General features: G+C 63.5%; 19 protein-coding genes. 12 read left to right on the forward strand and 7 right to left on the reverse strand.

Features of this window, described 5'->3' with window-relative positions; genetic code table 11:
• The first annotated feature begins 271 nt into the window (after nt 1-271).
• Both nirB and nirD read left to right on the forward strand, forming a co-directional pair.
• Nucleotides 272-2,833: a nitrite reductase large subunit NirB gene (gene nirB / locus D6Z43_RS01005; RefSeq protein ID WP_120649862.1), complete on the forward strand. Its 2,562-nt coding sequence runs from the start codon at nt 272-274 to the stop codon at nt 2,831-2,833.
• Nucleotides 2,833-3,207 (forward strand): nitrite reductase small subunit NirD, encoded by a 375-nt coding sequence (nirD, locus tag D6Z43_RS01010; RefSeq protein WP_120649863.1) that lies wholly within the window; start codon nt 2,833-2,835, stop codon nt 3,205-3,207. Before nirB ends, nirD begins: the two co-directional genes overlap by 1 nt.
• 457 nt (nt 3,208-3,664) lie before the next feature.
• On the opposite strand, the gene D6Z43_RS01015 is transcribed toward nirD, so the two are convergent.
• Nucleotides 3,665-4,324 (reverse strand): gamma-glutamylcyclotransferase, encoded by a 660-nt coding sequence (locus tag D6Z43_RS01015; RefSeq protein ID WP_120649864.1) that lies wholly within the window; start codon nt 4,322-4,324, stop codon nt 3,665-3,667.
• A 466-nt stretch (nt 4,325-4,790) separates the two neighbouring features.
• On the opposite strand from D6Z43_RS01015, the gene D6Z43_RS01020 reads away from it, so the two are divergent.
• Nucleotides 4,791-5,468 carry a response regulator transcription factor gene (locus D6Z43_RS01020; protein WP_120649865.1) on the forward strand — a complete coding sequence of 226 codons (678 nt, stop codon included), beginning with the start codon at nt 4,791-4,793 and terminating at the stop codon, nt 5,466-5,468.
• On the opposite strand, the gene D6Z43_RS01025 is transcribed toward D6Z43_RS01020, so the two are convergent.
• On the reverse strand, nt 5,465-6,994 hold the full coding sequence (locus D6Z43_RS01025; protein WP_120649866.1) for a sensor histidine kinase: 1,530 nt from the start codon (nt 6,992-6,994) through the stop codon (nt 5,465-5,467). The two genes, D6Z43_RS01020 and D6Z43_RS01025, sit on opposite strands and share 4 nt — an antisense overlap.
• A gap of 71 nt (nt 6,995-7,065) precedes the next feature.
• Here D6Z43_RS01025 and D6Z43_RS01030 point away from each other — a divergent pair, with 71 nt between their 5' ends.
• The 5 genes from D6Z43_RS01030 to D6Z43_RS01050 all read left to right on the forward strand — a co-directional run bounded on the left by D6Z43_RS01030 (nt 7,066) and on the right by D6Z43_RS01050 (nt 17,135).
• Nucleotides 7,066-13,032, forward strand: a complete 5,967-nt coding sequence (locus D6Z43_RS01030; protein ID WP_120649867.1) for a peroxidase family protein — start codon at nt 7,066-7,068, stop codon at nt 13,030-13,032.
• 347 nt (nt 13,033-13,379) lie between these two features.
• Entirely contained in the window at nt 13,380-14,036 is a 657-nt protein-coding gene (locus D6Z43_RS01035) for a DUF3313 domain-containing protein (protein ID WP_120649868.1), read from the forward strand.
• 189 nt (nt 14,037-14,225) lie between these two features.
• Complete coding sequence (locus D6Z43_RS01040; protein WP_120655158.1) at nt 14,226-14,564, forward strand: DUF3302 domain-containing protein; 339 nt, start codon at nt 14,226-14,228, stop codon at nt 14,562-14,564.
• 1 nt (nt 14,565) lies between these two features.
• Complete coding sequence (locus D6Z43_RS01045; protein WP_120649869.1) at nt 14,566-15,525, forward strand: HlyD family secretion protein; 960 nt, start codon at nt 14,566-14,568, stop codon at nt 15,523-15,525.
• Nucleotides 15,526-15,623: 98 nt separating this feature from the next.
• Nucleotides 15,624-17,135, forward strand: a complete 1,512-nt coding sequence (locus D6Z43_RS01050; RefSeq protein WP_120649870.1) for a transglycosylase SLT domain-containing protein — start codon at nt 15,624-15,626, stop codon at nt 17,133-17,135.
• Nucleotides 17,136-17,190: 55 nt separating this feature from the next.
• Here D6Z43_RS01050 and D6Z43_RS01055 read toward each other — a convergent pair whose 3' ends face one another.
• Both D6Z43_RS01055 and D6Z43_RS01060 read right to left on the reverse strand, forming a co-directional pair.
• Nucleotides 17,191-17,691, reverse strand: coding sequence for an outer membrane beta-barrel protein (locus D6Z43_RS01055; protein WP_120649871.1), 501 nt, complete (start codon nt 17,689-17,691; stop codon nt 17,191-17,193).
• Nucleotides 17,692-17,731: 40 nt separating this feature from the next.
• The gene (locus tag D6Z43_RS01060) at nt 17,732-18,409 is read right to left on the reverse strand and encodes a DUF3313 domain-containing protein (protein WP_120649872.1); all 678 of its coding nucleotides are present in this window, start codon (nt 18,407-18,409) and stop codon (nt 17,732-17,734) included.
• 285 nt (nt 18,410-18,694) lie between these two features.
• Between D6Z43_RS01060 and D6Z43_RS01065 the strand changes: the two genes are divergently transcribed.
• Nucleotides 18,695-19,552 (forward strand): winged helix-turn-helix domain-containing protein, encoded by an 858-nt coding sequence (locus D6Z43_RS01065; protein ID WP_120649873.1) that lies wholly within the window; start codon nt 18,695-18,697, stop codon nt 19,550-19,552.
• Nucleotides 19,549-20,019 (forward strand): hypothetical protein, encoded by a 471-nt coding sequence (locus tag D6Z43_RS01070; protein WP_120649874.1) that lies wholly within the window; start codon nt 19,549-19,551, stop codon nt 20,017-20,019. Before D6Z43_RS01065 ends, D6Z43_RS01070 begins: the two co-directional genes overlap by 4 nt.
• A gap of 19 nt (nt 20,020-20,038) precedes the next feature.
• Here the strand turns inward: D6Z43_RS01070 and D6Z43_RS01075 are convergent, their stop codons facing one another.
• Entirely contained in the window at nt 20,039-20,218 is a 180-nt protein-coding gene (locus D6Z43_RS01075; protein WP_120649875.1) for a hypothetical protein, read from the reverse strand.
• Between the two features lie 606 nt (nt 20,219-20,824).
• Between D6Z43_RS01075 and D6Z43_RS01080 the strand changes: the two genes are divergently transcribed.
• Both D6Z43_RS01080 and D6Z43_RS01085 read left to right on the forward strand, forming a co-directional pair.
• Nucleotides 20,825-21,901 (forward strand): hypothetical protein, encoded by a 1,077-nt coding sequence (locus D6Z43_RS01080; protein ID WP_120649876.1) that lies wholly within the window; start codon nt 20,825-20,827, stop codon nt 21,899-21,901.
• On the forward strand, nt 21,901-22,323 hold the full coding sequence (locus tag D6Z43_RS01085; protein WP_120649877.1) for a hypothetical protein: 423 nt from the start codon (nt 21,901-21,903) through the stop codon (nt 22,321-22,323). The genes D6Z43_RS01080 and D6Z43_RS01085 overlap by 1 nt, the downstream gene beginning before the upstream one ends.
• Before the next feature lie 4 nt (nt 22,324-22,327).
• On the opposite strand, the gene D6Z43_RS01090 is transcribed toward D6Z43_RS01085, so the two are convergent.
• Nucleotides 22,328-23,449 carry a sigma-54-dependent Fis family transcriptional regulator gene (locus D6Z43_RS01090; RefSeq protein WP_120649878.1) on the reverse strand — a complete coding sequence of 374 codons (1,122 nt, stop codon included), beginning with the start codon at nt 23,447-23,449 and terminating at the stop codon, nt 22,328-22,330.
• On the reverse strand, nt 23,446-24,630 hold the full coding sequence (locus tag D6Z43_RS01095) for an acyl-CoA dehydrogenase family protein (RefSeq protein ID WP_120649879.1): 1,185 nt from the start codon (nt 24,628-24,630) through the stop codon (nt 23,446-23,448). Before D6Z43_RS01095 ends, D6Z43_RS01090 begins: the two co-directional genes overlap by 4 nt.
• Nucleotides 24,631-24,692: the final 62 nt, after the last annotated feature.

Consider the following 24,692-nt stretch of genomic DNA (forward strand, 5'->3'; position numbering starts at 1 on the left):
TGCTGATTTACGGCATGCTGTCGGAGCCTCGGCTGGCGGGAGTTTTGCAATCTGGCACAGCCACTGCATAGGGAGGACCAGGCCCACCGCGAACAGTGTGGAGGGCGGCCCGGTAGATCAATGGCGATCACTTCCCCGGGCTGACAGGTGCGCCAGGCAGTGTGGCCCGGTGGCACCCATGAATGAACAGGCAAAGGCGCCTGGGACGATAAGTCCCAGGCGCTTTTTTTTGCCCCCAGAAAACGTGATTGGCTTGGGCCGGGTGCTACCTATGAACTCCAACGTCGCTTCCACTCCTGATGTGCAAACGCTGATCGTCATCGGCAACGGCATGGTCGGCCATCATTGCGTCGAGCAACTGATCGAGCGCGGCGCGCTGGACCGCTATCGCATCGAGGTCTTCAGCGAAGAGCCGCTGCGCGCATATGACCGTGTGCACCTGTCCGAATACTTCACGGGCCGCGATGCCGAGTCCCTGGCCCTGAGCGAAGCCAGCCTCTACCAGACGCCGGGCGTGACCCTGCACCTGGGCGTACCCGTGCTGGAGATCGACCGCGAGCGCAGCGAAGTGATCACCGCCAGCGGTTGCGTGCCGTACCACAAGCTGGTGCTGGCCACCGGCTCCTATCCCTTCGTGCCGCCCATCGAGGGTGCCGAAGGCAACTCGCGACTGGTCTATCGCACCCTGGCCGATCTCGACACCATCCGCGCCGCCGCTGCACAGGCGCGCCGTGGCGTGGTGGTGGGCGGTGGCCTGCTGGGCCTGGAAGCGGCCAACGCGCTGAAATCCCTTGGTCTGGATGCCCACGTAGTGGAGTTCGCTCCGCGCCTGATGCCGGTCCAGCTCGATGACCTGGGCGGTGCCGCCCTCAAGGCGCGCATCGAGGCGCTCGGCGTTGGTGTGCACCTCTCGAAAGCCACCCAGTCCATCAGTGCCGGTGATGACTACCGCTACCGGATGAACTTCGCCGGCGAGGACTTCCTCGAAACCGACCTGATCGTCTTCTCCGCCGGTATTCGCCCGCAGGACGCCCTCGCGCGCCAGTGCGGCCTCGAGCTGGGCCAGCGTGGTGGTGTGGCCATCGATGGCCAGTGCCTGACCTCGGATGCGGACATCTATGCCATTGGCGAGTGCGCCGCCTGGAACGGCAGCATCTTCGGCCTGGTCGCCCCCGGCTACCAGATGGCCCGCAGCGTTGCTGCGCAGCTCTGCGGTGAGGATGCCGATCCGTTCATCGGCGCCGACATGTCCACCAAACTGAAGCTGCTCGGCGTGGACGTGGGCTCCATTGGCGATGCCCATGGTGCGCTGCCCGGTGCGCGCAGTTACCGCTTCATCGACGAAGCCACCTCGAGCTATCGCCGCCTCGTGGTTTCCGCCGACGGCAAGCAGGTACTCGGCGCTGTGCTGGTGGGCGACAACAGCTACTACGACACCCTCCTGCAGTACGTGCAGAACGGCATCAAGCTGCCGGCCGATCCGGCCAGCCTGATCCTGCCGGCGGGCGAGGGCGCCCCGGCCCTGGGCGCCGATGCGCTGCCGGCCACTGCCACCGTCTGCTCCTGCCACAACGTCAGCAAAGGGGCGATCTGCTCCGCCATCGACAGCGGCTGCACCGATGTTGCCGGGGTCAAGTCGTGCACCAAGGCGGCCACCGGTTGCGGCGGTTGCGCGGCATTGCTCAAGCAGGTGGTGGAGCACGAGCTGTCCGCCCGTGGCGTGTCGGTGGACAAGAGCCTCTGCGAGCACTTCGCCTACACCCGCCAGGAGCTCTATGCACTGGTGCGCGTGGAAGGCATCGAGACTTTCGAGGAAATGCTCGCCAAACACGGCCGCGGCCATGTGGGCTGCGAGATCTGCAAGCCAGCCATCGGTTCCATCCTCGCTTCCTGCTGGAACCGGCCGATCCAGGACCCCTGGCTGGTACCGCTGCAGGACACCAATGACACCTTCATGGCCAACATGCAGAAGAACGGCACCTATTCGGTGGTGCCACGTATCCCCGGTGGCGAGATCACCCCGGAAGGCCTGATCGCCATCGGTGAAGTGGCGAAGAAGTACAACCTCTACACCAAGATCACCGGCGGCCAGCGCATCGACCTGTTCGGTGCCCAGCTCCACGAGCTGCCGGAGATCTGGGGTGAACTGATCGCTGCCGGATTCGAGACCGGCCACGCCTACGGCAAATCGACCCGTACCGTGAAGTCCTGCGTCGGCAGCACCTGGTGTCGCTACGGCGTGCAGGACAGCGTGAAGATGGCCCTGGATATCGAACACCGCTACAAGGGCCTGCGCTCTCCGCACAAACTGAAGTTCGCCGTCTCCGGCTGCACCCGCGAATGCGCCGAGGCGCAAAGCAAGGACGTGGGGGTTATCGCCACCGAGAAGGGCTGGAACCTCTATGTCTGCGGCAACGGCGGGATGCGCCCGCGCCACGCCGAGCTGTTCGCCACCGACCTGGATGACGAAACCCTGATCCGCTACATCGACCGCTTCCTGATGTTCTACATCCGCACCGCCGACAAGCTGCAGCGCACCTCGGTCTGGCGCGAGAACCTGGAAGGCGGCCTGGACTACCTCAAGGCGGTGATCATCGACGACAGCTTGGGTCTTGGCGCAGAGCTGGAAGCACAGATGCAACTGGTGGTGGACCGCTATGAGTGCGAGTGGGCCAACGCCATCCAGGATCCGGAGAAGCTCAAGCGCTTCCGCACCTTCGTCAACGACGCGAGCGGCGATCCGGATATCCATTTCGTCAAAGAACGTGGGCAGATCCGTCCGGCGTGGGCGGCTGAGCTCACCCTGATCCCTGTAGCAGAGGAGGTGGTCTGATGGCCCAGCAGAGCGCGCAACGCATCGAAGAATTCGCACAGTGGCGAGCCCTCTGCTCGCGCGGCGACCTGGTGCCAAACTCGGGTGTGGTGGCCTGGGTTGAGGGCGCCCAGGTGGCGTTGTTCTACCTGCCTGACGGAGAGCAGGGGCAGCAGCTGTTCGCGGTGGATAACCACGATCCCCATGCAGGCGCCAACGTCATCGGCCGCGGCATCGTCGGTCACCTCGGCGGAGACCTGGTCATCGCCTCGCCCCTGTACAAGCAGCACTACCGCCTGGAAGACGGCGCCTGCCTGGAGTACCCACAGCAACGCTTGCGGGTCTGGCCGGTGCGTCTTGTGGGGGATGTGGTGGAGATCGGGCTGGCTGCCTGACGTGGCGCAGGACAGGTAGGAGCGAGCTTGCTCGCGAAGCTCTTGAACACAGCTATTCGCGAGCAAGCTCGCTCCTACACAAAGGCACGCGACTTCAGCTGAAGCTCAGCGCACCCTGCTTGCAGCAGCGCACCAGTGATGCTCGGCGTTGATGCGTCTTGCGGGAAAGTGGTGGAAATCGGGCTGTGGCGCAGGACAGGTAGGAGCGAGCTTGCTCGCGAAGCGCTTGAACACAGCTATTCGCGAGCAAGCCCGCTCCTGCACAAATACACGCGACCTCAGCTGAAGCGCACCCTGCTTGCAGTAGCGCACCAGTGATGCTCGGCGTTGATGCGTCTTGCGGGAAAGTGGTGGAAACCGGGATTTGGCACAGGACAGGTAGGAGCGAGCTTGCTCGCGAAACTCTTGAACACAGCTATTCGCGAGCAAGCCCGCTCCTGCACAAAGACATGCGACCTCAGCTGAAGCTCAGTGCACCCTGCTTGCAGCAGCGCACCAGGGCTTCTTCCAGCTTGCGGTCGGGCATGGCGTGGGCGCGCAGGGTGCTCGCGGTTTTCTCCACGTAGTCCCGCGTGCTGCCGTAGTGGCCGCTTGCACCGTCGAACACCTGGCGCAGCACATGGTCCGGCAGGGCTCCGGCATAGCAGGCGAAGTCGCGGCGCAACACGAAGCCCAGGGCTTTCACCTGGGCACCGCCTTCCAGCTGGCAGTTGAGCCATTTCGGCTGATAGGCGGCGTCGGGCATTTCCCGTTGCCAGAGGGCGAACAGGTGTTCCTGTAGCTGTTCTTCCGGCAGGCGGTAGGCGAAGCCCGCGCAGGAGCCACCACGGTCCAGGCCAAGCACCAGTCCCGGCGTTTCCGGAGTGCCGCGATGGATCAGCGACCAGAGGTAGAGCCCACGGTGATAACCATGGATGCGCGCGCGGCGGGATTCCACCGTGGGGCATTCCGGTCGCCAGATCAGCGAGCCGTAGGCGAACAGCCAGACCGGCCCGCCGCGATGGCACGCCATGGTGTTTTCCAGGGAAGCGAGCAGTTCCGCGCGAGTGAGCTGAATCGGCTGCTCGAGCAGAGGCGGGTAGAGCGTGAAAGGTGTTTCTGGAGTGCTGCCGGCCATAAGTGAACTGCAATTATGGTGAGGTACGGACCCTTCCAGGGTACGGCTCCTGTTTTATCAGTTGGCGGGCTTTTGGCGAACTGGCGATCGTCGAATTCCGCACAAATTTCCAACTGCCGCAGCTGACCATGACTCATTGATGAAGGAAAGGAATTACCCGCCATAGGTTTATCGCCAGAGGCGATAACGCCTTTCTGCTGAGGCCTGCTGCCTCGGTGCCGGCGAGCTGCGCCGCAGCGTGCTTCGATGGGGTGGCCGACGGTCGCGCGGGCTACCGTTTGACCGGGAAAACCGTGCTTTCGGCGGGGGCTTTTCAGTCCGCAGCAACATCGGTCCCGGAGCGCTGCTACTACTCAGGAGTGTCGGGGGACGTTCGCCCCGCAATCGGGGCTGCCCCGAACCCGCCCGTTGCCGGCTTGCTGCCGCCGGTCTTGTGCGGCCTGTGTACGTCGGGGAGAACCTTATCGTGGAAGCCAGGATCAGGATCGGCATCGTCGACGACCATCCCCTGCTCAGGCAAGGCGTGGCCTCCGCACTCAAACGCATCGGAGACTTCCAGGTCGTGGAGCAGGGAGGCTGCTCGGAAGATGCTCTGGACATTGCCCTGCGCCTCCAGCCTGACGTTCTGCTGATGGATGTGAACATGCCGGGCGACTGCTTCGCTGCCGTGCGCCGGATCACTGCCGAAGCGAATGGGGTGCGGGTGCTGATGCTGACCGTTTCGGAAAGCGAGGACGATGCCTACGCCGCACTGGAGGCCGGTGCCCAGGGCTACGTGCTCAAGGGGGTCAGTGGGCCAGAGCTGGTGCAGGCGATCCGCACCGTCGCCGGCGGTGGCAGTTTCATCACGCCAGCATTCGCCAGCCGCCTGCTGGGAAGAATGCGGCGGCGACAGGATGTTGAGCGACACCGGATCGAGCTGACCCACCGCGAGGAACAGATCATCCGCGAAGTGGCCAACGGCCTGACCAATCGCGAAGTGGCCGACAGGCTCAACCTGAGCGAGAAAACCGTGAAGTACTACATGACCAACGTGATGCAGAAGCTCCACGCACGCAATCGCGTGGAGGCCGTCACAGCCCTGCGGCGCCAATGGGATGAAGACAACGTGCAATCGCTCGATGTCCAGGGCAAGGCACGTTAGCGGATCACGTCCTCCTCCATCCGGAAGCGAGCGCTGACAAGGGTGCCTTCGCCCGGTTTGGACTGGATGTCGAATTGCCCCCCCAACGCTTCCACGCGATAACGCATGCCGGCGAGCCCGAGTCTGCGCCGGCCTTGGCCATTGCTGGCCTGGTCGCCAGGGATGAAACCGTTGCCGGTGTCCGCCACCTGCACTTCCAACTGCCCGTCGCGCATCCGGGCCGAGAGCTTCTGGCCCTGGCCGCCGGCGTGCATCACGGCATTGTTCAGGGCTTCCTGTGTAAAGCGGTAGAGGCAGATCTTCAGCGACATCGTGGCGTTGGCCGGTAGCGGCTGGATGTCCAGCTCCACCTGGGTATCGGTACGCTGTTCGTGGCGCTGCACCACCAGGCGCAGGACTTGTTCCAGACTCAGTTCGTTGATCTCCGGTACCGCCAGTCCGCGGGAAATGTCGCGAATCTCCCGAAGGGCGTCCTGGCCTGCGCTGCGCAGGGTTTCCAGGGCATCGCTGTCGAGGGATTCGTCCTGCTGTTGCAGGCGCTCGCGCAACTGGGCGAGTTCGTCCAGGCGCACCAGGATGAGTGTCAGCAACTGTGCCGGACCATCGTGCAGGTCGGCACCCAGGCGCCGCAGGGTCAACTCGCTGATGCGCGAGAACTCCTGGTTGGCGGTCGTGATGCGGCGCTGTAACTCGGCGTTGTGGGCATGCAGGCTTACCTGTTCGGCCATTCGCTGTTTCAACGCCAGTTGCTGATGTTCGATGATGCGTTCGCCACGGCGCACCACGAAGAAGAGCAGCCCCAGCATCGCCAGCGTGGCCGATCCTACGACCGCCCAAACCTGCAGGCGCACGGTGTGGATTTCCTGCTCCAGCTGATCGGCCCGCTCATAGAATTCGCCAACCGCCACCACCTTGCCCGAGCCGGTTTCCCTTAGCGGTGCGTAGATCTCGTAGAGAGGGACCTTGAGACCGCGTTCGAAGGCGTTCTCCTCCTGGCCCAGGTCTTCCAGGTTGGTGACGATGGCGCCCTTGAGCGCCTCGTCGATCTCATCGGTAGGAAATTTGCGGTGCACCACCGACTTGTCGGTGCTGTAGATCACGGTGCCGTCAGGGCGCCAGATCTTCACCGAGGCCACATGGCGATTGAGGCTGCTGTTGATAATCAACCGGTCGATGGCCGCCGCGCTTTCCGGGGGGATGTCCTGGGTCCGCGCCAATTCCTGCACGAAGGGTTCGAGGAAGTTTTCCATGTACAGCGCACCGGCCTGCGCCGCCGACTGCACCGCGGCCCGTTCGATGCGCTGGCTCACCAGATTGCCCACCAGGCTCATGGTCAGGCCGAGGATCAGGGCGGCGGCAATGACGAACTGGGTGGAGCGCTTGAACTGGCGGATTCGTTGGCGCAGGCGCCTCCCCCAGGAGGGCTGCTCACTGGACGTTGGTCCAGGTTCCGATTGGACTAAAGTCGGGTCGTCGTCTTGACCCAAGGTCCGCTGATTTGGTTCGACCTTCGCATCTGCGGGCATTCGCCGGACTCCTCGATGCTTTCTCCCAGGCCCTTGGAAATGCCTGCCCGAATGGGTAGCGGGAGAAAGCCATGTACAGCCTGAAAAGCTTCACGCTCAACCTGAAGGATATTAGCTACTTGCAGCAGCAGGTCAGCTTCCCCACGCTGCGCGTGGTGGGTTACACCGTCGTGGGTGAACCCCTGTTCGGCTACACCGGCTCCGATGGCACGGTGCACGTGCTGGGTACAGACGGCAGTTTCGATCCACTGGCCATCCCAGCTGGGGAGAGCGTCTGGTACAACGGCGCGCGCGACCCCATCGGCCTGCGCAACGTGTCCGGTTACTTCAATAACCTCACTCACGATGGCCATGCCTGGGGCAGCTTCGGGCAAGACTTCATCCGCCTGACACTGCCCGACTACAGCCAGTACGTGCAGCAGAACGCCGGCAATGCGGCCTGGCAGGACTACCTGTCCAGTCACCCCGACGCCCAGCTTGGCGCACCAACGTCCTACGCCGATCCGACCGCGTCGCTGGTGGACTACACGCCGAGGATGATCAGCCAGACCATCGTCAGCGGCGGGGTGGTTTTCGCCCGCGACGCCCAAGGCCACATCCTGCATGACGCCAACGGCGTCGCGGTGGTCAGCGATCCGGGTCTGCTCGGGCAACTGGGTGAAGCCGACCCCACGTCACCCAGCAGCGGCCAATACTTCATCCGCAACCTCAACACCGTCTCTGGCGACCCCTCGACCACGGGCTGGTTCACTCTGTTCGGCCAGTTCTTCGACCATGGCCTGGACTTCATCGACAAGCCGAGCAAGACCGCCACCATCACCATTCCCCTGGCGCCCGACGACCCGCTCTACGGCTCAATTGGCCCGGACGGCCAGCCAGTGCATTCGCTCACCATCCACCGGGCCAGCGTGGGCAGCGTCGACGCCGCCGGCAATCCGCAATACCGCAACCTGGATTCGCCCTACATCGATCAGAACCAGACCTACGGTTCGGATGCTTCTGTCACCCAGTTGCTGCGCGAATGGGTTGCCGACCCGGCCAATCCTGGCCAGTTCCGTGCGGGGGCACGCCTGTTCGATGGCACCACCCTGAGCGACGAGGCTGCCTGGACGCTCAATGGCGTACTCACCCATCAGACCTTGCCGACCCTCAACGAGCTGCGCGCCCACATCGTCGCCACCGGACGTGACGACCTGACCTGGGACGACCTGGCCAACTTCCGCGTACGTGATGATGCAGGCCATGTGCTGGACGCCGACTCGTCCACCCCTGGTGTCCAGGTAGTCCTTACCCGCGAAGCCCTGCTTCTGGACATGAACCCGCACTTCGATGACGCGCACATTGATGTGGCTCGTCTCATGGCCCTGGACAGCCACCTGGTGAGCGTGACCTTCGACCCGACGAACCCCTACGGGATCTTGTTCAACTACGACAACGGCCCGAGCAAGTCCCTGTTCGGCCTGGTCAATCCTGCCGATTTTTCCATCTTTGCCGATCCGGACACGGCCGATTACGCGGTCGCCAACGAACTGTTGCTGGAGTCGGTGGGCGACCACTACATCGCCGGCGATGGCCGCGCCAACGAGAACTACGGGCTGACTGCGATTCACCACGTGTTCCATGAGGACCACAACGTACAACTGATCAACCTGCAGCAGGAAATCCTCCAGGCCGACGTGGGTGTGCGGCACAACTGGCAGGTGGGTATCGCCAATGGCGTTGGCGGCTTCTACAGCGACGCCGCCGGCAACTACACCCTCGCCGACGGCGTGACGCTCTCCTGGGACCAGGACAAGCTGTTCACCGCCGCCAAGCTGGCTGTGGAGATGGAGTACCAGCACGTTGCCATCGACCAGTACGCCCGCCTGATCACGCCGGACCTGCCGGAGTTCGTCACCTACGACTCCGGCATCAACGCCAATATCTCCCTGGAGTACGGCCAGGCCGCCTTCCGTTTCGGTCACTCGCAGTTGCGAGAAACCATCGACGCACTGGAGCGCGATGCCAGCGGTGCCTATGACTTGACCGGCGCCATTACCCGCTATGCGCTGGAGAAAGCCTTCCTCAATCCCGGCGGCTTCGCCGATATCGGTCCGACCGCCATTGCCCTCGGCATGACGCGACAGGTCAGCAACGAGATCGACGAGCTGGTCACGCCGGCACTGCAACAGGGCCTGCTGGGACAGCCGCTGGACCTGGCCACGATCAACCTGGCACGTGGCCGCGACCTGGGGCTACCAACCCTCAACGGGGCGCGTCAGCAGATCCATGACGCGCTGATTGCCGAGCGACAGACGCCGGCCGGCTCCCAGCACCACACCAACCTGATCGTGGATGCGCTGACGCCTTATACGAGCTGGAGCGATTTCGCCAACAACATGATCCACCCCGAGTCTCTGGTGAACTTCATCGGCGCGTACTCCTTCGACGGCGACGTGGCCCATGCCCAGGCCATCATCGATGCTGACCAGACCGGGCTGGACGTGACCTGGGCCGGTGGCGTGGTGACCGCCGAAGACGCGGCGCGCTTCCTGTCCAACGCCGCAGACCAGAACGGCAACTTCGTCGCAGGTTCGGATGGCTTCAACCACATCGACCTGTGGATCGGCGGACTGGCCGAGAAGCATGTCTACACCGGCCAGCTCGGTACCACCTTCAACGCCATCTTCGAAGACCAGATGGAGCGTCTGATGGATGGCGACCGCTTCTATTACCTGTTCCGCCTGGACCTCGGCCTGCCAGGCATGACCAACCTCAATGAGCAAGTGGTCACCGAGCAGTTCAAGGACATCATCGAGCGCACCACCGATGCCCGGCACCTGGCGGGCGACGTGTTCGGTTACATGGACAGCTACATCGAGCTCAGTTACCAGGACTCCGGGGCGACTGCCACCGCCTACAAGAGCGAGCACAAGTACGGCCGGTTGGTGGATGCCAACCAGATGGGCGTGTACTCCACGGGCGGCGCAGGCGGTATCGGCGGCAACGGCTTGTTGATCAACCTGATCAACCCGGAAACCCATGTTTCCAGTTCATTCATCCGTGACTACCGTCCTGACCAGGGCGAGAACCCGGATGGCACCGCAGCGGTAGGCTACAACTCGCACGAGGTGGTAGCCGGAACCGACTACGCCGACTGGCTGGACCTGGGCGATGGCGATGACACCGGCTATGGCGAGGATGGCAACGACATCCTCGACGGCAAGGCCGGCGCCGACCACCTCTACGGCGGCAACGGCAACGACGTGATCTATGGCGGCGACATCGAGGACTTCCTGGACGGCGGTGACGGCGATGACATCGTCTACGCCGGCACCAGTGCGGGTGCCATCGACATCGTCATAGGTGGCAACGGCAATGACCATCTCTACGGCGAGGCCGGGATCGACGAGCTCTACGGCGGCGCGGGCAATGACTACATCGATGCCGGTGGCGACACCGACCTGGTCCACGGCGGTGATGGCAGCGACGAAATCTACGGCGGAGACGGGCCCGACATCCTTTTTGCCGAGGCCGGGGATGACATCATTTCTGGCGGCTCGACCGGTGACCAGCTGTTCGGTGAGGAGGGCGACGACATTCTCCTGCCGGGGATCGGCGGTGCACCGGGGCAAGGTGACGGGGACGAAGCACTCGGCGATGTCGGCTTCGATATCGCGGCGTTCAGCGATGTGAACATCCAGCTGGATGCCGCCGCCGACCTCAACCAGCAGAACATCATCGCGGCACCCGGTACCAACGTGATGTTCCAGCCGTTCAACGCCCTGCTGGCAAACATCGAAGGCCTGGTCGGCTCGCGCTTCAGTGATGCACGGGCCAATCCAGCCAGCCCCGCCAACCCGACGGCGGGCCTGATCGGTGACGGCAACGAGAACTGGCTGGTAGGCGGTAGCGGCGACGACGTGGTGCAGGGCAATGCCGGCAACGATGTGCTGGTGGGCGACTCCATTGGTCTGGCCGACCTCAACCATCTGCTCGCCTCGCAGGGATTCGCCCAGCACTTCACTGGACTGCAGGCCGCGCGGTCAGGCTTCGTGCTCGGCGACAACCACGCCGGCGGAACAGCGGATGGCGCCGCCGATGAGGCGGTCTACAGCGGTAACTTTGCCGACTACAGCATGACCCTGATCAGCGATACCAATCCGGGAAGCAATGAGATTCGGGGCTTCAGGATCACGGACAAGCGTGTCGGTGCCGCCAACCTGGACGCAACCGACCTCCTGGTCGGCGTCGAGAAAGTCCGCTTCGCGGATCGCACGGTCACGCTCGACGTCAACAATCAGCTCGCAACAGGCAAGCCGCTGGTGACCGGCTATGCCACTGCCCCGACCACCCCTAGCCGGCCATTGCCGACGCAGTACCGCCTGACCGCCAGCACCGTTGCCATCCAGGACGCCGATGGCATTCCCTCCGGTGCTGGTGCGTTCAGCTTCCAGTGGCAGGTACTTTCGGGGGCCGTCTGGGCCGCGATCAATGGCGCTACTGCTTCGACCTACGCGCCGGTGGCTGCGCAGGTGGGCCAGCAGTTGCGGGTGGCAGTCAGCTTCACGGACAACCATGGCGTAGTGGAGACGGTCTACTCCGATCCCACTGAAACGGTCGGGCGGTTCATCGAGGGCACCACCTTCAATGACAACGGCCTGGGCGGCTTCCTCGACCGTGCGGCTCTGGTGGGGACCGCCTTCCAGGACGTTATCCTCGGCAACGCCGGCAACGATGTGCTCAGTGGTGGCGACGGCAGCGACCTGCTGGACGGCGGGACCGGCAATGACAGCATGAGCGGTGGGGCGGGTAACGACACCTACGTCGTCAACACCACGGGGGACGGCGTGACCGAAGCCCTGAACGGTGGGATCGATACCGTACGGTCTTCGGTGAGCTTCAACCTTGCTGCCAATGTCGAGAACCTGACGTTGACCGGCACCGCCAACATTAACGGCGTCGGCAATGGACTGGACAACTGGCTGGTGGGTAACGCCGGCAACAACCGGCTCGTCGGCCAGGCCGGCAACGATAGCGTGGAAGGCGGCGGTGGAAGCGACACCCTCGTGGCTACGGTGGGCGACGGCAATGACCACTATGACGGCGGCGAAGGCGTAGACACCTACGACCTGTCCGGTACTGCTGCCAACGCCAGCGTCGACCTGGCTGCCGGTACCGCCAGCAGCGCCCAGACCGGCAATGATGTGCTGGTGTCCATCGAGAATGTCCTGGGCAGTAGTGGCGCCAACCAGATCATGGGTAACGCTGCGGACAACCGCCTCGAAGGACTCGGTGGCAACGACAGCCTGTCCGGCGCGTCCGGAAACGACACCCTGACCGGAGGGCAGGGCAACGACAGTGCCAGTGGCGGTGTGGGTGACGATCGCTTCGTGGCGGGCCTGTTCGACGGCAATGACATCTACGCCGGTGACGACGGACTGGATACCTACGACCTTTCCGCCACCGGAGCGGCAGCCGTGGTCAACCTGACCACTGGAGTGGCCGGCAGCAGTCAGATCGGTAACGACCTGTTGAGCGGCATCGAGAGCGTTGTGGGCGGGACGGGGGCCGATACCCTGACCGGTGACTCACTGGCCAACCAGCTGGCCGGCGGCAGTGGCGACGACAGTCTCAATGCCGCGGCCGGCGCCGATGTCCTCACCGGCGGTGCAGGGCGCGACCTGCTCACCGGTGGCGCGGATGCCGACATCTTCGCCTTCGCCGCGCTCAACGAATCGGGTACCAGCGGCGGTACTCGGGATGTGATCAACGACTTCCAGCTCGGGGTCGATCGCATCGATCTTGGCCAGATCGATGCGAGGACTACAGGGCCTGGCAATGCGGGGAACCAGGACTTCAGCTTTCTTGGCGAATGGAATGGTGCCGGCAACGAGTTCAACGGACAGGCTCAGCTGAGGTTCCACTACGTCAACGTCGGTGGTGTCGAGCACACCTATGTGGAGGGCAACGTGAACAACAACAACGCCGCCGACTTCCAGATCGACCTCGTTGGGCATGTCGCCCTGGCAGCGGGTGACTTCATCGGCGTGGTCTGAACGCCAACCACCCTGCGTCCCGCCGGAGGACAGGGCGCAGGCAAAGTTTCAACTCCATTCCATCTCCTCATGCAACCCGGTGCCGCCCGTACCGGGTTGTTTTTCGCAGGCGAACCCAAACGGCCAAGTGGCTACCTCATCCGCGTCCGAGAGGCCTCCTCGACTGGCGATGCGCCATACGGATCGACATCTTTTGTTGCAAGGAACTGGGTCACGTTGTCATGAAATGCGAAATTTTTGTCGTGAAATGCGAAGAGCTGACAGGAAGCTGTCCCTAGGCTTTGCGACCCGGTCCCAAGGGGTGGAGAGCCGGTTGCGCCCGCCCCGATAAACTCCTGGAGTCATTCATGGCGAAACCGCTTTGCACCCTTGCGCTGGCAGGGCTTGTCCTGCTCGGCAGCGGCTGTTCCAGCAAGATCACCCAACCTGAGGAGTACTCGGGTTTCCTGGGGGATTACTCGAAGCTCGAAGAAACCATGTCCGCCAGCGGTGAGCCTGTATTGCGCTGGACCGCGCCGGACTTCGACCCCAAGCGCTATGGCACGCTTCTGGTGGAGAAGCCGGTTTTCCACCCAGCCCCGGCCCCCAGCGACCAGATGAGCCAGCAGACCATGGACCAGATCGCCACCTACATGCGACTGGCGCTGCAGCGCGAGCTGATAGGCAGGGCACGTCTGGTCGGCACGCCGGAGGCAGACACCCTGGTGCTGCGCCCGTCCATCTCCGCGGTGGCGATCTCCACCGAGCACCTGAAGGCCTACGAGGTCATCCCTATCGCCCTGTTGGCAGCCGCCACCACCACGGCGGCGGGTATCCGCGATCAGGAAGTGGCCATCTATGCCGAGCTGGAGGCGGTGGACGCAACCAGCGGCAAGCCCGTCGTCAGGGCGGTGCGCAAGGGCCAGGGATTGAGCCTGGAGAACCGCAAGACACCGTTGGTGCTGGACGACCTCAAGCCCGTGCTCGATGACTGGGCGCGGGACGCGCGCAACTTCAGGCCATGACCGGATTCCTCCGGGTCAATCCATCGTAAGGCCCGAACCGGCGAGCAGCCGGTTCGCCTTCATCCATGCCAGCTCTTCGCACTGCGGAGCGGCCTGGCCACCTATCCGAATCCGCCCCGGCATTGGACGCAGTCTGACCGGGCGCGGAACTCCTACTGCCAACCAGGTGATGCAATGCTCAATGACGGAATTCTCGATTACTTCGCCTTAGGCGTACTGTTCTTCGTCGTGATCGTGCTGTTCTACGGGATCATCGTGTTGCACGACATTCCCTACGAAATCTCCAAGCGCCGTAACCATCCGCATCAGGACGCCATCCATGCTGCCGGCTGGGTGAGCCTGTTCACCCTTCACGCGCTGTGGCCGTTCCTCTGGATCTGGGCGATGTTGTATCGCCCGGATCGGGGCTGGGGCTTCAGTACGACCCACGCGGGACTGGAGCAGCAACTGGCCGATATGCGCCAGCGCCTCGAACATCTGGAAGGCCGGGCTGCGCCCCGTTCCAGGCCTCTGGCAGAGGAGGCGTGACATGGACCTGTTGCTGATCCTTACCTACACGGCCATCTGCGTCGCCATCTTCAAGGTCTTCAAGATCCCGCTGAACAAATGGAGCGTGCCCACCGCCGCGCTGGGCGGCGTGGTGCTGATCGGTACGCTGATCTTCCTGATGAACTACAACCACCCATACTCGGAAGTGGCGCGCAGCTATTTCGTGTCGACCCCGGTGATTCCAACTGTGAATGGGCAGGTGGTGGAGGTCCCGGTCAGGACCAACCAGCCGCTTGAGAAAGGCGATGTGTTGTTCCGCATCGACCCGACGCCGTTCGAGAACCGGGTGAAGTCCATCAAGGCGCAATTGGTGTCGGCCCGCGCCGACCAGACCCGTGCCCGTGAACTGGCTGCTCGTAACGTCGGCAATCGCCGCGACGTGGATCTGACCACGGCGCGGGTGGACGACCTGCAGGCGCAGCTGAACATCGCCCAGTTCGACCTTGACCACACTGTGGTTCGTGCCCCCAGCAAAGGCTTCGTCACCCATGTCTCGCTGCGTCCGGGGATGATGGCGACCAAGTTGCCGCTGCGCCCGTCCATGGTCTTCATCCCGGACGAGGGACATTACTTCGCCGCCTGGATGCGACAGAACAGCCAGTTGCGCCTGACTCCTGGCGACGAGGCGGAAATGGCCTTCGACGGGATTCCCGGTCGGGTGTTCAAGGGCAAGGTGAAGCAGGTGATCGGGGTGATTGGCGAAGGCCAGGTGCAGCCGTCGGGTACCTTGCTCAGCTTCACTGGCGCGCCGCCCGCGGGCCGGGTGCCGGTGATCATCGAAATCACCGACCCGGACTACGCGAAGTATGCGGCGCAGATGCCGGGCGGTTCCTATGGCCAGGCGGCACTCTACAGCGAGCATTTCCACCATGTGGCGGTGATGCGCAAGATCCTCCTGCGCATGGCGGCCTGGATGAATTACATCTTCCCCTTCCATTGATTGAGCGTTGCAGCTGCCTTCCGCCCCAGGTCCCCTTGTCGGGGGGCGGAGCGACGGGCGCGCCGGGGGCGGATCCGAATTCGAACACAGGAACTCCCATGGCAAATCGAACAGGGCGCAACTTGCTGCGCTCGCTCCCGGGCGCGATCGCCCTGCCTGCCGGCCTGCTGCTGGGCGTACTGCCTCTGGCCGAAGCCATGCAGCAGGAAGTCGTGCCGATCGCGACAACCATGCTCGCGCCCGCTCCGCCGCCCAATCGAACCGATGACTTCGAGTGCATCCGTGAGCGCCGCACCATCCGCATCCTGGTCCCTTACAGCCGCACCTTCTTCCACATCGACCAGGGTCGCCAGAAGGGCGTGAGCCACGAAACCGGGCTGGCATTCGAGCGTTGGCTCAACCAGCGGTACCCGAGCCGGAAGGGGAGTGCGCGCTGGCACGTGATCTTCATCCCGGTAAGCCGTGACCAGTTGCTGCCCAGCCTGATTCGCGGTGTCGGCGACATTGCCGCAGGTGGCCTGGTGGAAGGCGAGCGTGCAGGTTTCGATGGGCAGGTGGTCATGGCGTCCGGCGAGTTCCGTACCGAGCCGGTACTGGTGATCGGGCCGGCCGGCGAGACCATTGCGAGCCTCGATGACCTGGCCGGCAAGGAGGTCGCGGTACCCGCGCTGAGCAACGACTTCTGGGGGCTGGTGGAACTGAGCCGGAGCCTCAGCGAGCGTGGCCTGGCGCCGATCCGCCTGTTGCCCCTGGCCGAAGGCATCGAGGCGGAGGTTTTGCTGGAACGGGTGAACGCCGGTGCGCTTTCCGCTGCAGTGGTGGATCGGCGGGTGGCAAGGGCCTGGAAGCCGACCCTGGACAGCATTGCGATCCAGCCCCTCGAATTTTCCTGGGGAGGTCACTACGCCTGGGCCGTGCGCAATGGCAACCCCGAGTTGCGTGGCGTACTGGCGGCATTCTTCAACGATCAGCAACACGACAGCCGTCTGGTGCGGGCCCTGGATGGAGACCGGCTGGCGGCCGGACATTTCCTCGATGAGCCGGCTTCGGCCGACGAGCTGCGCCGCTTTCGCCGCCTCAATCAGGCCTTCATCGAGTCCGCCGAACGCCATGGCCTGGACCCGCTGATGCTGATGGCCCAGGCGTTCCACGAATCGAGGTTTGACCAGCGTGCGCGCAGCAACCGGGGGGCGGTGGGGGTGATGCAGGTCCTGCCGAGCACCGCGGCGGACCCCAACGTTCGGGTTTCAGGCGTGGGCAGCAGTGCGGAGAAGAACGTCGAAGCCGCCAGCAAATACCTGCGATTTCTCGCCGACACCTACCTCGACGATCCGGCGCTGACCTCGGACAACCGCATATTTCTGCTGCTGGCGGCGTACAACGCGGGGCCTGGCAATCTGCAGAAGATCAGGCGCATGGCGCGGGAGAACGGCCTCGACCCGGATCGTTGGTACGGCCATGTGGAGAAAATGGCGGCCAGGGAGTTGGGGCGTGAGACCCTCGATTACGTGAGCAACGTGTACAAGTACTACGTCGCCTACCGCTTCGCCCAGGAGCGGGAGGAAATGCAATCGGAAAGCGTGCTGGGCAGGCTGGAAAAACGGGGCTGAGATGCAGCCCCTGGGAAAAAGCGGCTCGCTGCCGAGGCAGAAGCCGCGAGGGGAATCAGAACAGCAGGTAGGCGCTGGCGCTGGTCTGGTCCAGCTCGATGTCGCCGACCTTCAGGACTTCCTGCTCCAGGCGCACGCCGATGTTGCGGAACACGTCCAGCTCGACGCCCACGCCGTAGGTCAGGTCCAGGTCGCTGCTGTCACCAGCGGTGTCTTCGTCGGCATCCCAGGCATGCACGCCAGCGCTGGCGAACAGGCGCAGACGGTCGCCTACGGGCACGCCGAAGTGGGCGGCGGCTTGCAGGGAGTGGCCATCGAAGTCGCCACGCTCGCCAGAGAAGCTGCCGAGGTCGACCCAGGCGCCTTCCACCGCCAGGTAGGGGTTAAGGCGGTAGCCGACGTAGGCCTTGTAGCTGTTGTCTTCGTCGCCGAGGGTGTGTTCGTCAATTTCCACCCGGGTCACGCCGCCGCCCAGGTACAGGCCGCGGTCATCCGCGATGGCGCTGAGGGAGTTGAATGCCAGGAGGGCGGCTGCGAGTTGTTTGCCGAATTTCATCGTTTGTCCTGTGTGGTTGGTTGGATTGGAGTGGGCGGGATCAGGCCGGTCCCTTGTGCTGGAACTCTCGGTCCAGGCGTTCGCGAATCTGCAGTGCGGAAGCGTCGAGGGCGGGGTAGATGTCCTCGACCACGGGCTTGTCGGACTGTCCGATGTTCCGGCCTTTGGCCCGGTCGACAGCGCGAGCGAGGGTTTCGCCGCTCCTGCCGTCGCTGACCTCGCTTTCGAAGAACACGTAGAGGGTTTCATCGCGCACGCCGGTGACGTGCAGCGAGAGGCCGATGAGCATGCCGATCGGGATGTACTCCGTGACGTTTGGATCACGGGGTTTGCGCTTCAGATCGGAGATCGATACGCGCAGCGACAGGGCCCCTGGAGTGGGCCGGTCCACCAGGCGATAGCCGGCCGCGGACAGTTGCCGTTCCAGCTGGCCACGGAAGTGGCGGAGCAGTTTGTTGATATCCGCGTCGGACTCAGTCAATGCCTGTCCGTTAGTGGCGAATGATTTGGGCAAGTCGATGAATACCGACTTGTCGTGGTCACTTGAAAGGGGTGCTGGATATTTCTTCCAGGCAATGGTGCCTTCGTCTCTTTCAATGACGCGCAGTGGCGCATTGGCAGGTTGTGTAGATATATCGGTCGTGTCGATGGCGGGAGCCATCGAACAGCCGCACAGGACCATCGAAAACGTGAGGATGGAAAGTTCTTTGATATGCATGGGGATTCCTGTTGGAGGCGCGCCGACCGGCCCGCCGGATGCGCTGCGTATTTGCAGGCAGGAAGGCGATCCGCCTTGCCTTCGGGTGGTTCGCCTGAAGGGGAGAGCGCACGAAGCTTTGCTTTCGCGCCCTTTCCGGCGCCCTTCTACTCTGGGCTACGGGCGGCCAGAACAAGAATCAAAAATCGTTATTTGTGCCGTGAGGTGCGCAGCAGGAAGGCGATGTGCGAGACAATCCGCATCATCTCCTGTGGTTAATGAAATTTATAAACTCAGAAAATATTCATGAAAAACCAGTTCAAGTTCTTCCTGAAAAGTGGCGGCGCAGTATTGTTCGATGCCGCAAACAATCAGTTGCATATAAGTTCGAATCTAGGTGAGCCGCGCGCGGTGACACTCTCCTATTCGGAAACACGATTGTTGCAACTTCTGCTGGATAAACCGGGGGAGACCCGGAGTCGCAACGAAATAATGGAATATGCCTGGGACAATCGTGTGGTTGCCGCCGGAAGTCTGAACCAGGCGATATTCACCCTGCGTAACCTGATCGAAGACGGCACTGATCACGAATTGCTTCAGACCGTCCCGCGCCGCGGTTATCGATTCAACGCACAGCAGGTCGCTGACGAGTCCACGCCAGAACCCGCATCGATGCCCGTATCGGGCGTCGTGGAGGCTTTGGCGGGTGGGGGCGCGCAGCGGACCTCGCTTGCCGAGGGGGCGACACCTGCCGCGCCACGGCGTCGGTTGGCAGGGCTGCTCCGCTCGCCAAAGCTGCTGCTGCCTGCCTATGCGGGGATGTTCTGCCTGCTCGCCCTGGTGGCGCTGTATCGCCTGGGCATCTTCGATGACGTCGCGTCGGAGCTGGTGATCGAGGACGTGGCGGCAGGGCCCATGACCTACCACTTCACCGGCGACAGCGCCGAGGAGAACGCCAGGATTATCGAGGCTTTCAAGCTGGCGCTGGATACCCGCGAGGAGGGCCTTGCCGGGCATATCTGGATCAACCGCTCGAATCGGCTCTACGACCTGGCCTGCGTGCGTGCGGATGGCACGACGCAGAACCTGATCTTTCTCGAGGACAACAAGATGGCCAACCTGCAACTGGAAATGGTCCGTCGCTGCATGAGGGGCTGGCCATGATGCTGCGCCGCTACAAACACGCCTTCATCCTCGGCGGGCTGGCCTTGCTGGCCGTAGCCGGCCTGGTGTTCGACCGTCCTGCCTACAGGCTCGGTGTTTCCTACCATGGCACCAGTGACATCGTGCTCAACGATGGCGCACGGATTCGCCTGGAGGAGCGGCTGATCATCGGCGAAAAGATAAGTTTTGCGGCCATGGAGCGGGTTGCCTCGGAGGTCAACTACGCGTCCCTGGTGGCGGACGTCCTGCACTTTGGGCCACGTAGCATCGATGTCCGCTTGCAGAAGGCCCAGACCAGCCGCGCCAGGCCGATGGAACGGATGAGTGAAATCCCCGACGTGCTGTTCGGTCGTCAGTACGGTCTGGCGACTGGCGCGACGATGCGTCTGGAGTTCCTGCCGGCACCGGATGGTGCGATCTGCTACTACGCGCGGGAGATCGATAACTTCCGTTGTCTGAACCGTTGAGTTCCGGCGCCTGCACCTGTCAGGCGCTTTCCGGCAGGTGAAGCTCGGTCCGTTCCTTGAGCTTTCCGTCCAGGGTGTGGGTTTCCACGCTCAGGATGACCATGGGCCGCTCCGTGCGAACGACCTTGATGCGAGTGAGGGTATCCGGTGTGTTCTGGATGACCAGGGTTTCCCCGATGTTGCGACACAGGACCAGCATTTCAGGCACTCCGTTGAAGTAGTCACGGTGTCGATTTTCGAAGTCGGCACAGGCCTGATGCGAATCAAAAATGTTCATTGGCTGGGCAGATGCTGCGTCAGGTGTTGCCGGGAAGTCCTGAGCGAAGCTGCTTGCCGAGTTCTCTGGGGCCTTCGCCTTCAATGTGCTCGTGCCAGCCTGAGGCGGCCCTCACCCCCGGCCCCTCTCCCATAGGTAGAGGGGTGACTCGCGCCGGCGAGGGACGCCCCCCTCTCGCCGTGCCCCCGGCGCAACGATGGAGCGAGGTGAGTTCGGCGAAGCCGAACCCGGATGCAGGGGCAAGCCCTTTTGGTTTCTTTTGGGGCGATTGCCAAAAGAGACTCGCCGGGCAGCGAAACCAGAAATATAAGCAGAATTCGGCAAGCGGCTTGGCTCAGCCGTTTCCACTCGCGTCCGCGCCTCCTGCCATCCGCAGGCAACGTACTGCTAACGGCAAATGAAGATTGCTGATTTTGATTTCCCCATCCCCCCGCCAAGAATCCGCCCGTCCCGAGGTCGACGACCCGAGGGAGGCTCTCGCCTTCCCGGAGCATCCGGGGCCTGTCTTGATACGAGAAGGGGCGTTGAATGAAGTTCGTACCTGTCATCCGGCTGATCTGCTGGATCGTCTGTTCGGTCCTGGTTGCCGTGTCGTTCGGGGTCATGCGCGACTCCGTCATCGGCGGATTGCTGATGCTCTGCGGTGCGATCTGGTTGTGCCCCGCCTGTTGGCGGGCAATCGAAAGCCTTACCGGGAAAGGGGGCAGCAGCATCGCAGTGGTATTGCTCTCGGTGCCGCTTTTCCTGCTGGGCGTGCACATCGCCACCACTACCCGCGAACTGGCCGGGGCTCCCGCGCCGCAGCGCTTTCACACGGAAGGCGAGGCCGCATCGCGCCAGGAGGCGGTTGACCATCCTGGGGTGAATCCGGGGGCCCTGAATTTCTTTCGGCACATCATGGAGCAGGATTACCTGGTCGCACTGGAGGGTGGGAAGTCGGCGCTGAACGAGCTGGCGATGGTCAATCCGGTGGAACGCATGCCCAGCTCGCGCCTGGCACAGTTCTATGAAGGTGACGAGGAGGCGGTGGACCCGTTCTTCAAGGGCCGCAAGCTCATCGTCACCGGGGAAGTCCTGGGCGTGCGGGTCGACTATGCCGATGACGTGGTCCTGGAACTGCCCGGCGCCAATCCAATGTTCAATGTGCAGGCGGAGCTCCACAGCGATCCGCGCAAGTACTCCGAGCCGCTGGTCGAAGGGAAATACGTGGATCTCTACTGCACCGTCTTCGGCAAGGTCACCGACGACAGCGCCAGCAGCCTGTATCTGAAGGACTGCACCGAAGTCGATTTCACCCCCGACGCCAAGGCCTATGCAGACAACCTCACCGAAGCCCTGCGCGGCTGGCTGCGAACTGGCGGTAAACACATCTTCCCCTCCGACAACGCGGCGACCTACTTCCTGGTTTCCTACCTGGCGGGCACCCAGTTGCCACCCGACAATCCTTGCCTGAGTGAGGATGCAGCGCTGGAGGACTGCTTGAAGTCCCTGGACAACATGCAGACCGGCGCACTGTTCGAGAATGCGCGCGGCGACCTGCAGCGCTGGCAGGAGTGGCTCGGCCTGCCGACACCGGAAGGCTACGGTCAACTGAGCAGCCGCTGATGCGCGTCGACTTCCGTCATCTGGTGCTCTGCTGCCTGCTCGGGCTGCTGGCAATCGACCCGGCGCACGCGGCGGACGTTCACCTGCGCGGGCATTGGCAGCAGTTCATAGACGAAGAAGACAGCCTCGTCGGTGTGCTGAGCCGCGACGAGGAAGGTGATGCGGTGGCTGCTGAACTGCATCTGCAGGCCTACCGCAATGGCGTCGCCATTGGCGAGGAGGTGCACCGCTTCGCGCTGCCGGAAACGGTGCGGCTGTTCGCCATTCCCCTGGAGGACGATGTCGATTGCTACCGGGTTCTGGGCGTGATTGGCCTGGATGCCGAGGGCGAACGGGTCAGCACCAAAGATGATTCCCCATCCGCCAAGGATGAATGCGATGCCCCGGAGTCACTGCCCGTCGGCGTGTTGCAGCCGATCTGAGCGGTCAGACCGACAGCTGCACTTCGCGCTGGCCGTCGATGCGCTGCGCGCCACGCCGACTCACCACCAGTTCGCCGATGGCGATCAGCCGGCTGCGGGTGACGTTGCGGCTGAGGCCCAGCAGGTTGGCGGTATGCACCTGGTTGTAGTGGCAGTGGCGATAGGCCGCGCGCAGAAGCGCGTCTTCGACCTTCTGGTGGAGGTCGCAGGCAGGTTCCTCAAATAGGCGCTGGAAGGCCTGTTGCAGCTGCGCCTCGGCACCACCTTCGGCTCCACGCGGTTCCTCCGGGCGGTCGATGCGCAGGTTGGACAGGTGCAGGTCGGCTGCCTGGATCACACCGTCGCGGCAGATCAGCAAGGTGTGGTGAATGACGTTTTCCAGCTCGCGGATGTTGCCAGGCCAGGAGTAGCCGCGCAGTTTGCGTTCTGCGTCCGGACTGAGCTCGCTGCGGCCATAGCCGAGGCGTCGGCTGTACTCGTCGATGAAGTGGCGGGTCAACGGCAGGATGTCGCCGGGGCGTTCGCGCAGCGGGCTGAGCTCCAGGCTGACGACGTTGAGCCGGTAGTAGAGGTCCTCACGGAAATGCCCGGCGTTGATGGCCTTTTCCAGCTGCACGTTGGTCGCGGCCAGTACGCGCACGTCAATGGGAATGCTCTTGCGTGAGCCCAGGCGCACCACTTCGCGCTCCTGAAGCACGCGCAACAACTTGACCTGGATCGGCATGGGCAGGTCGCCGATCTCGTCGAGGAACAAGGTGCCGCCATTGGCTGCTTCGAACCAGCCGGCCTTGGCCGACAGGGCGCCGGTGAAGGCGCCTTTTTCATGGCCGAACAACTCGGCTTCCACCAGGGATTCGGAGAATGCGCCGCAGTTGACCGCCACAAAGGGGCCGTCGCGGCGACCGCTGAGGTTGTGCACGTGTCGCGCTACCAGCTCCTTGCCGGTGCCGGTCTCGCCGATGATCAACACGCTGGCCTCGCTTGGCGCCACCTGCTGGAGATGCGCCAACAGGGACTGGGACCTGGGGTCCTCGAACACCTGGGCGGTGGCCCTGACCGACGTGGCCAGACTTGGGGAGGGGGGCAGGGTGAGCAGGCTGGAAGAGGCTTGGCGCGGTGCTTTCATGAGTAGAAGGTCGGCTTTGGCAGAGTCTGGTTGAGGGCCCACTCACCCAGTTCGCGAACCTTGTAGTCCACCGGGTCGTGCAGGGTCTGGGTGCGCAGATTGCGCCAGTGACGGTCCAGGCGCAGGGCCGCGTGGGTGGAGCGTGCGCCGGTGACTTCGAACAGGCGGCTGCACAGGTCGAGGCCGGTGCGGGTGGCGGCCACCTTGGCTGTGGCGATGGCCAGTGCCAGTTCGCCGCGCTGGGCTTCGCCGAGGTCAGGACCCTGGTTCCACGCGGCATCGAGCAGGGCGCAGGCCCGTTGCACCAGGGCGCGAACACCTTCCAGTCCGACCCAGAACTCGCCGTAGTGAGCCAGTACGTAGGGGTCCTCGCCGATGTGGCTGGCCGGCGACTTGAACCAGGGCCGCGCCTCCTTGAGGGTGTAGGCGCGTGCGTCCTCGAAGGAGCCTTCGGCGATGCCCAGGTAGATGTTGGTGAAGATCAGTTGCGCGATCAGCGGACGCAGGCAGGCGAAGGGCGTGCTCAAGGGGCCCGGGTCCAGCAGCAGTTCGTTTTCTTCGACCCGCACTCGCTCGAAGATGGCACTGCCGCTGTCGGTCTGGCGCTGGCCCATGTTGTCCCAGTCATCCGCCAGGCTGATGCCGCTGCGTGCGGTGGGGATCGCGGCGATCAGCAACTTGCCGCTTTCTTCGTTGAGGCCGGAGGCGATCAGCATCTGCGAATCCAGCGCGCCTGAGCAGAAGCTCTTCTTGCCGGAGAACTCGCGCCAGCCAGTGAACTTCTTCACCGTGGTGCGGGTATCCAGCGGATTCAGGGCGTTGCCCCAGAACCAGCGGTTGCGCGCGGTGAGCTGGAACCAGGGCTGCCATTGCTCGGCGCGGGAGAACAATCTCACTGTGGCGAGCATCAGGTGCTGGAAACCGAAGACATGGGCAATGGAACTGTCCACGCGGGCGAACTCACGTATCACTTCCAGGGTGGTTTGCCAGTCGTGACCCAGGCCGCCGTGTTCCTGGGGAATGATCAGTGACAGCAGGCCGCTTTGGCGGATGGCGTCCCGCTCGGCCTTGGGCGTGCCGCCACGGGCGTCGCGTTCAGCCGCGGTTTCGGCGAAGCCGGCCGCCAGCTCGCGGGCGATCTGCAGCGGTGTGGGGAGGGTGAGATGCTGCGGGGCATTCACGCGGATTACCTCTTCAGGTGGATTTCTTGTCGTTGAATCGCCCCTTCGCCGGGAAGGGGCAA

It is taken from the genome of Pseudomonas sp. DY-1 (assembly GCF_003626975.1).
In the GTDB taxonomy this organism is placed as follows: domain Bacteria; phylum Pseudomonadota; class Gammaproteobacteria; order Pseudomonadales; family Pseudomonadaceae; genus Metapseudomonas.

Excerpts from the sequence above, each read along its gene's own strand:
- nirB (WP_120649862.1), top strand. The coding sequence starts at position 272 with ATGAACTCCAACGTCGCTTCCACTCCTGATGTGCAAACGCTGATCGTC.
- D6Z43_RS01090 (WP_120649878.1), bottom strand. The coding sequence starts at position 23,449 with ATGAAAGCACCGCGCCAAGCCTCTTCCAGCCTGCTCACCCTGCCCCCC.
- D6Z43_RS01055 (WP_120649871.1), bottom strand. The coding sequence starts at position 17,691 with ATGAAATTCGGCAAACAACTCGCAGCCGCCCTCCTGGCATTCAACTCC.
- D6Z43_RS01030 (WP_120649867.1), top strand. The coding sequence starts at position 7,066 with ATGTACAGCCTGAAAAGCTTCACGCTCAACCTGAAGGATATTAGCTAC.
- D6Z43_RS01085 (WP_120649877.1), top strand. The coding sequence starts at position 21,901 with ATGCGCGTCGACTTCCGTCATCTGGTGCTCTGCTGCCTGCTCGGGCTG.
- D6Z43_RS01060 (WP_120649872.1), bottom strand. The coding sequence starts at position 18,409 with ATGCATATCAAAGAACTTTCCATCCTCACGTTTTCGATGGTCCTGTGC.
- D6Z43_RS01035 (WP_120649868.1), top strand. The coding sequence starts at position 13,380 with ATGGCGAAACCGCTTTGCACCCTTGCGCTGGCAGGGCTTGTCCTGCTC.
- D6Z43_RS01050 (WP_120649870.1), top strand. The coding sequence starts at position 15,624 with ATGGCAAATCGAACAGGGCGCAACTTGCTGCGCTCGCTCCCGGGCGCG.
- D6Z43_RS01025 (WP_120649866.1), bottom strand. The coding sequence starts at position 6,994 with ATGCCCGCAGATGCGAAGGTCGAACCAAATCAGCGGACCTTGGGTCAA.
- D6Z43_RS01080 (WP_120649876.1), top strand. The coding sequence starts at position 20,825 with ATGAAGTTCGTACCTGTCATCCGGCTGATCTGCTGGATCGTCTGTTCG.
- nirD (WP_120649863.1), top strand. The coding sequence starts at position 2,833 with ATGGCCCAGCAGAGCGCGCAACGCATCGAAGAATTCGCACAGTGGCGA.
- D6Z43_RS01015 (WP_120649864.1), bottom strand. The coding sequence starts at position 4,324 with ATGGCCGGCAGCACTCCAGAAACACCTTTCACGCTCTACCCGCCTCTG.
- D6Z43_RS01045 (WP_120649869.1), top strand. The coding sequence starts at position 14,566 with ATGGACCTGTTGCTGATCCTTACCTACACGGCCATCTGCGTCGCCATC.
- D6Z43_RS01070 (WP_120649874.1), top strand. The coding sequence starts at position 19,549 with ATGATGCTGCGCCGCTACAAACACGCCTTCATCCTCGGCGGGCTGGCC.
- D6Z43_RS01065 (WP_120649873.1), top strand. The coding sequence starts at position 18,695 with ATGAAAAACCAGTTCAAGTTCTTCCTGAAAAGTGGCGGCGCAGTATTG.
- D6Z43_RS01075 (WP_120649875.1), bottom strand. The coding sequence starts at position 20,218 with ATGCTGGTCCTGTGTCGCAACATCGGGGAAACCCTGGTCATCCAGAAC.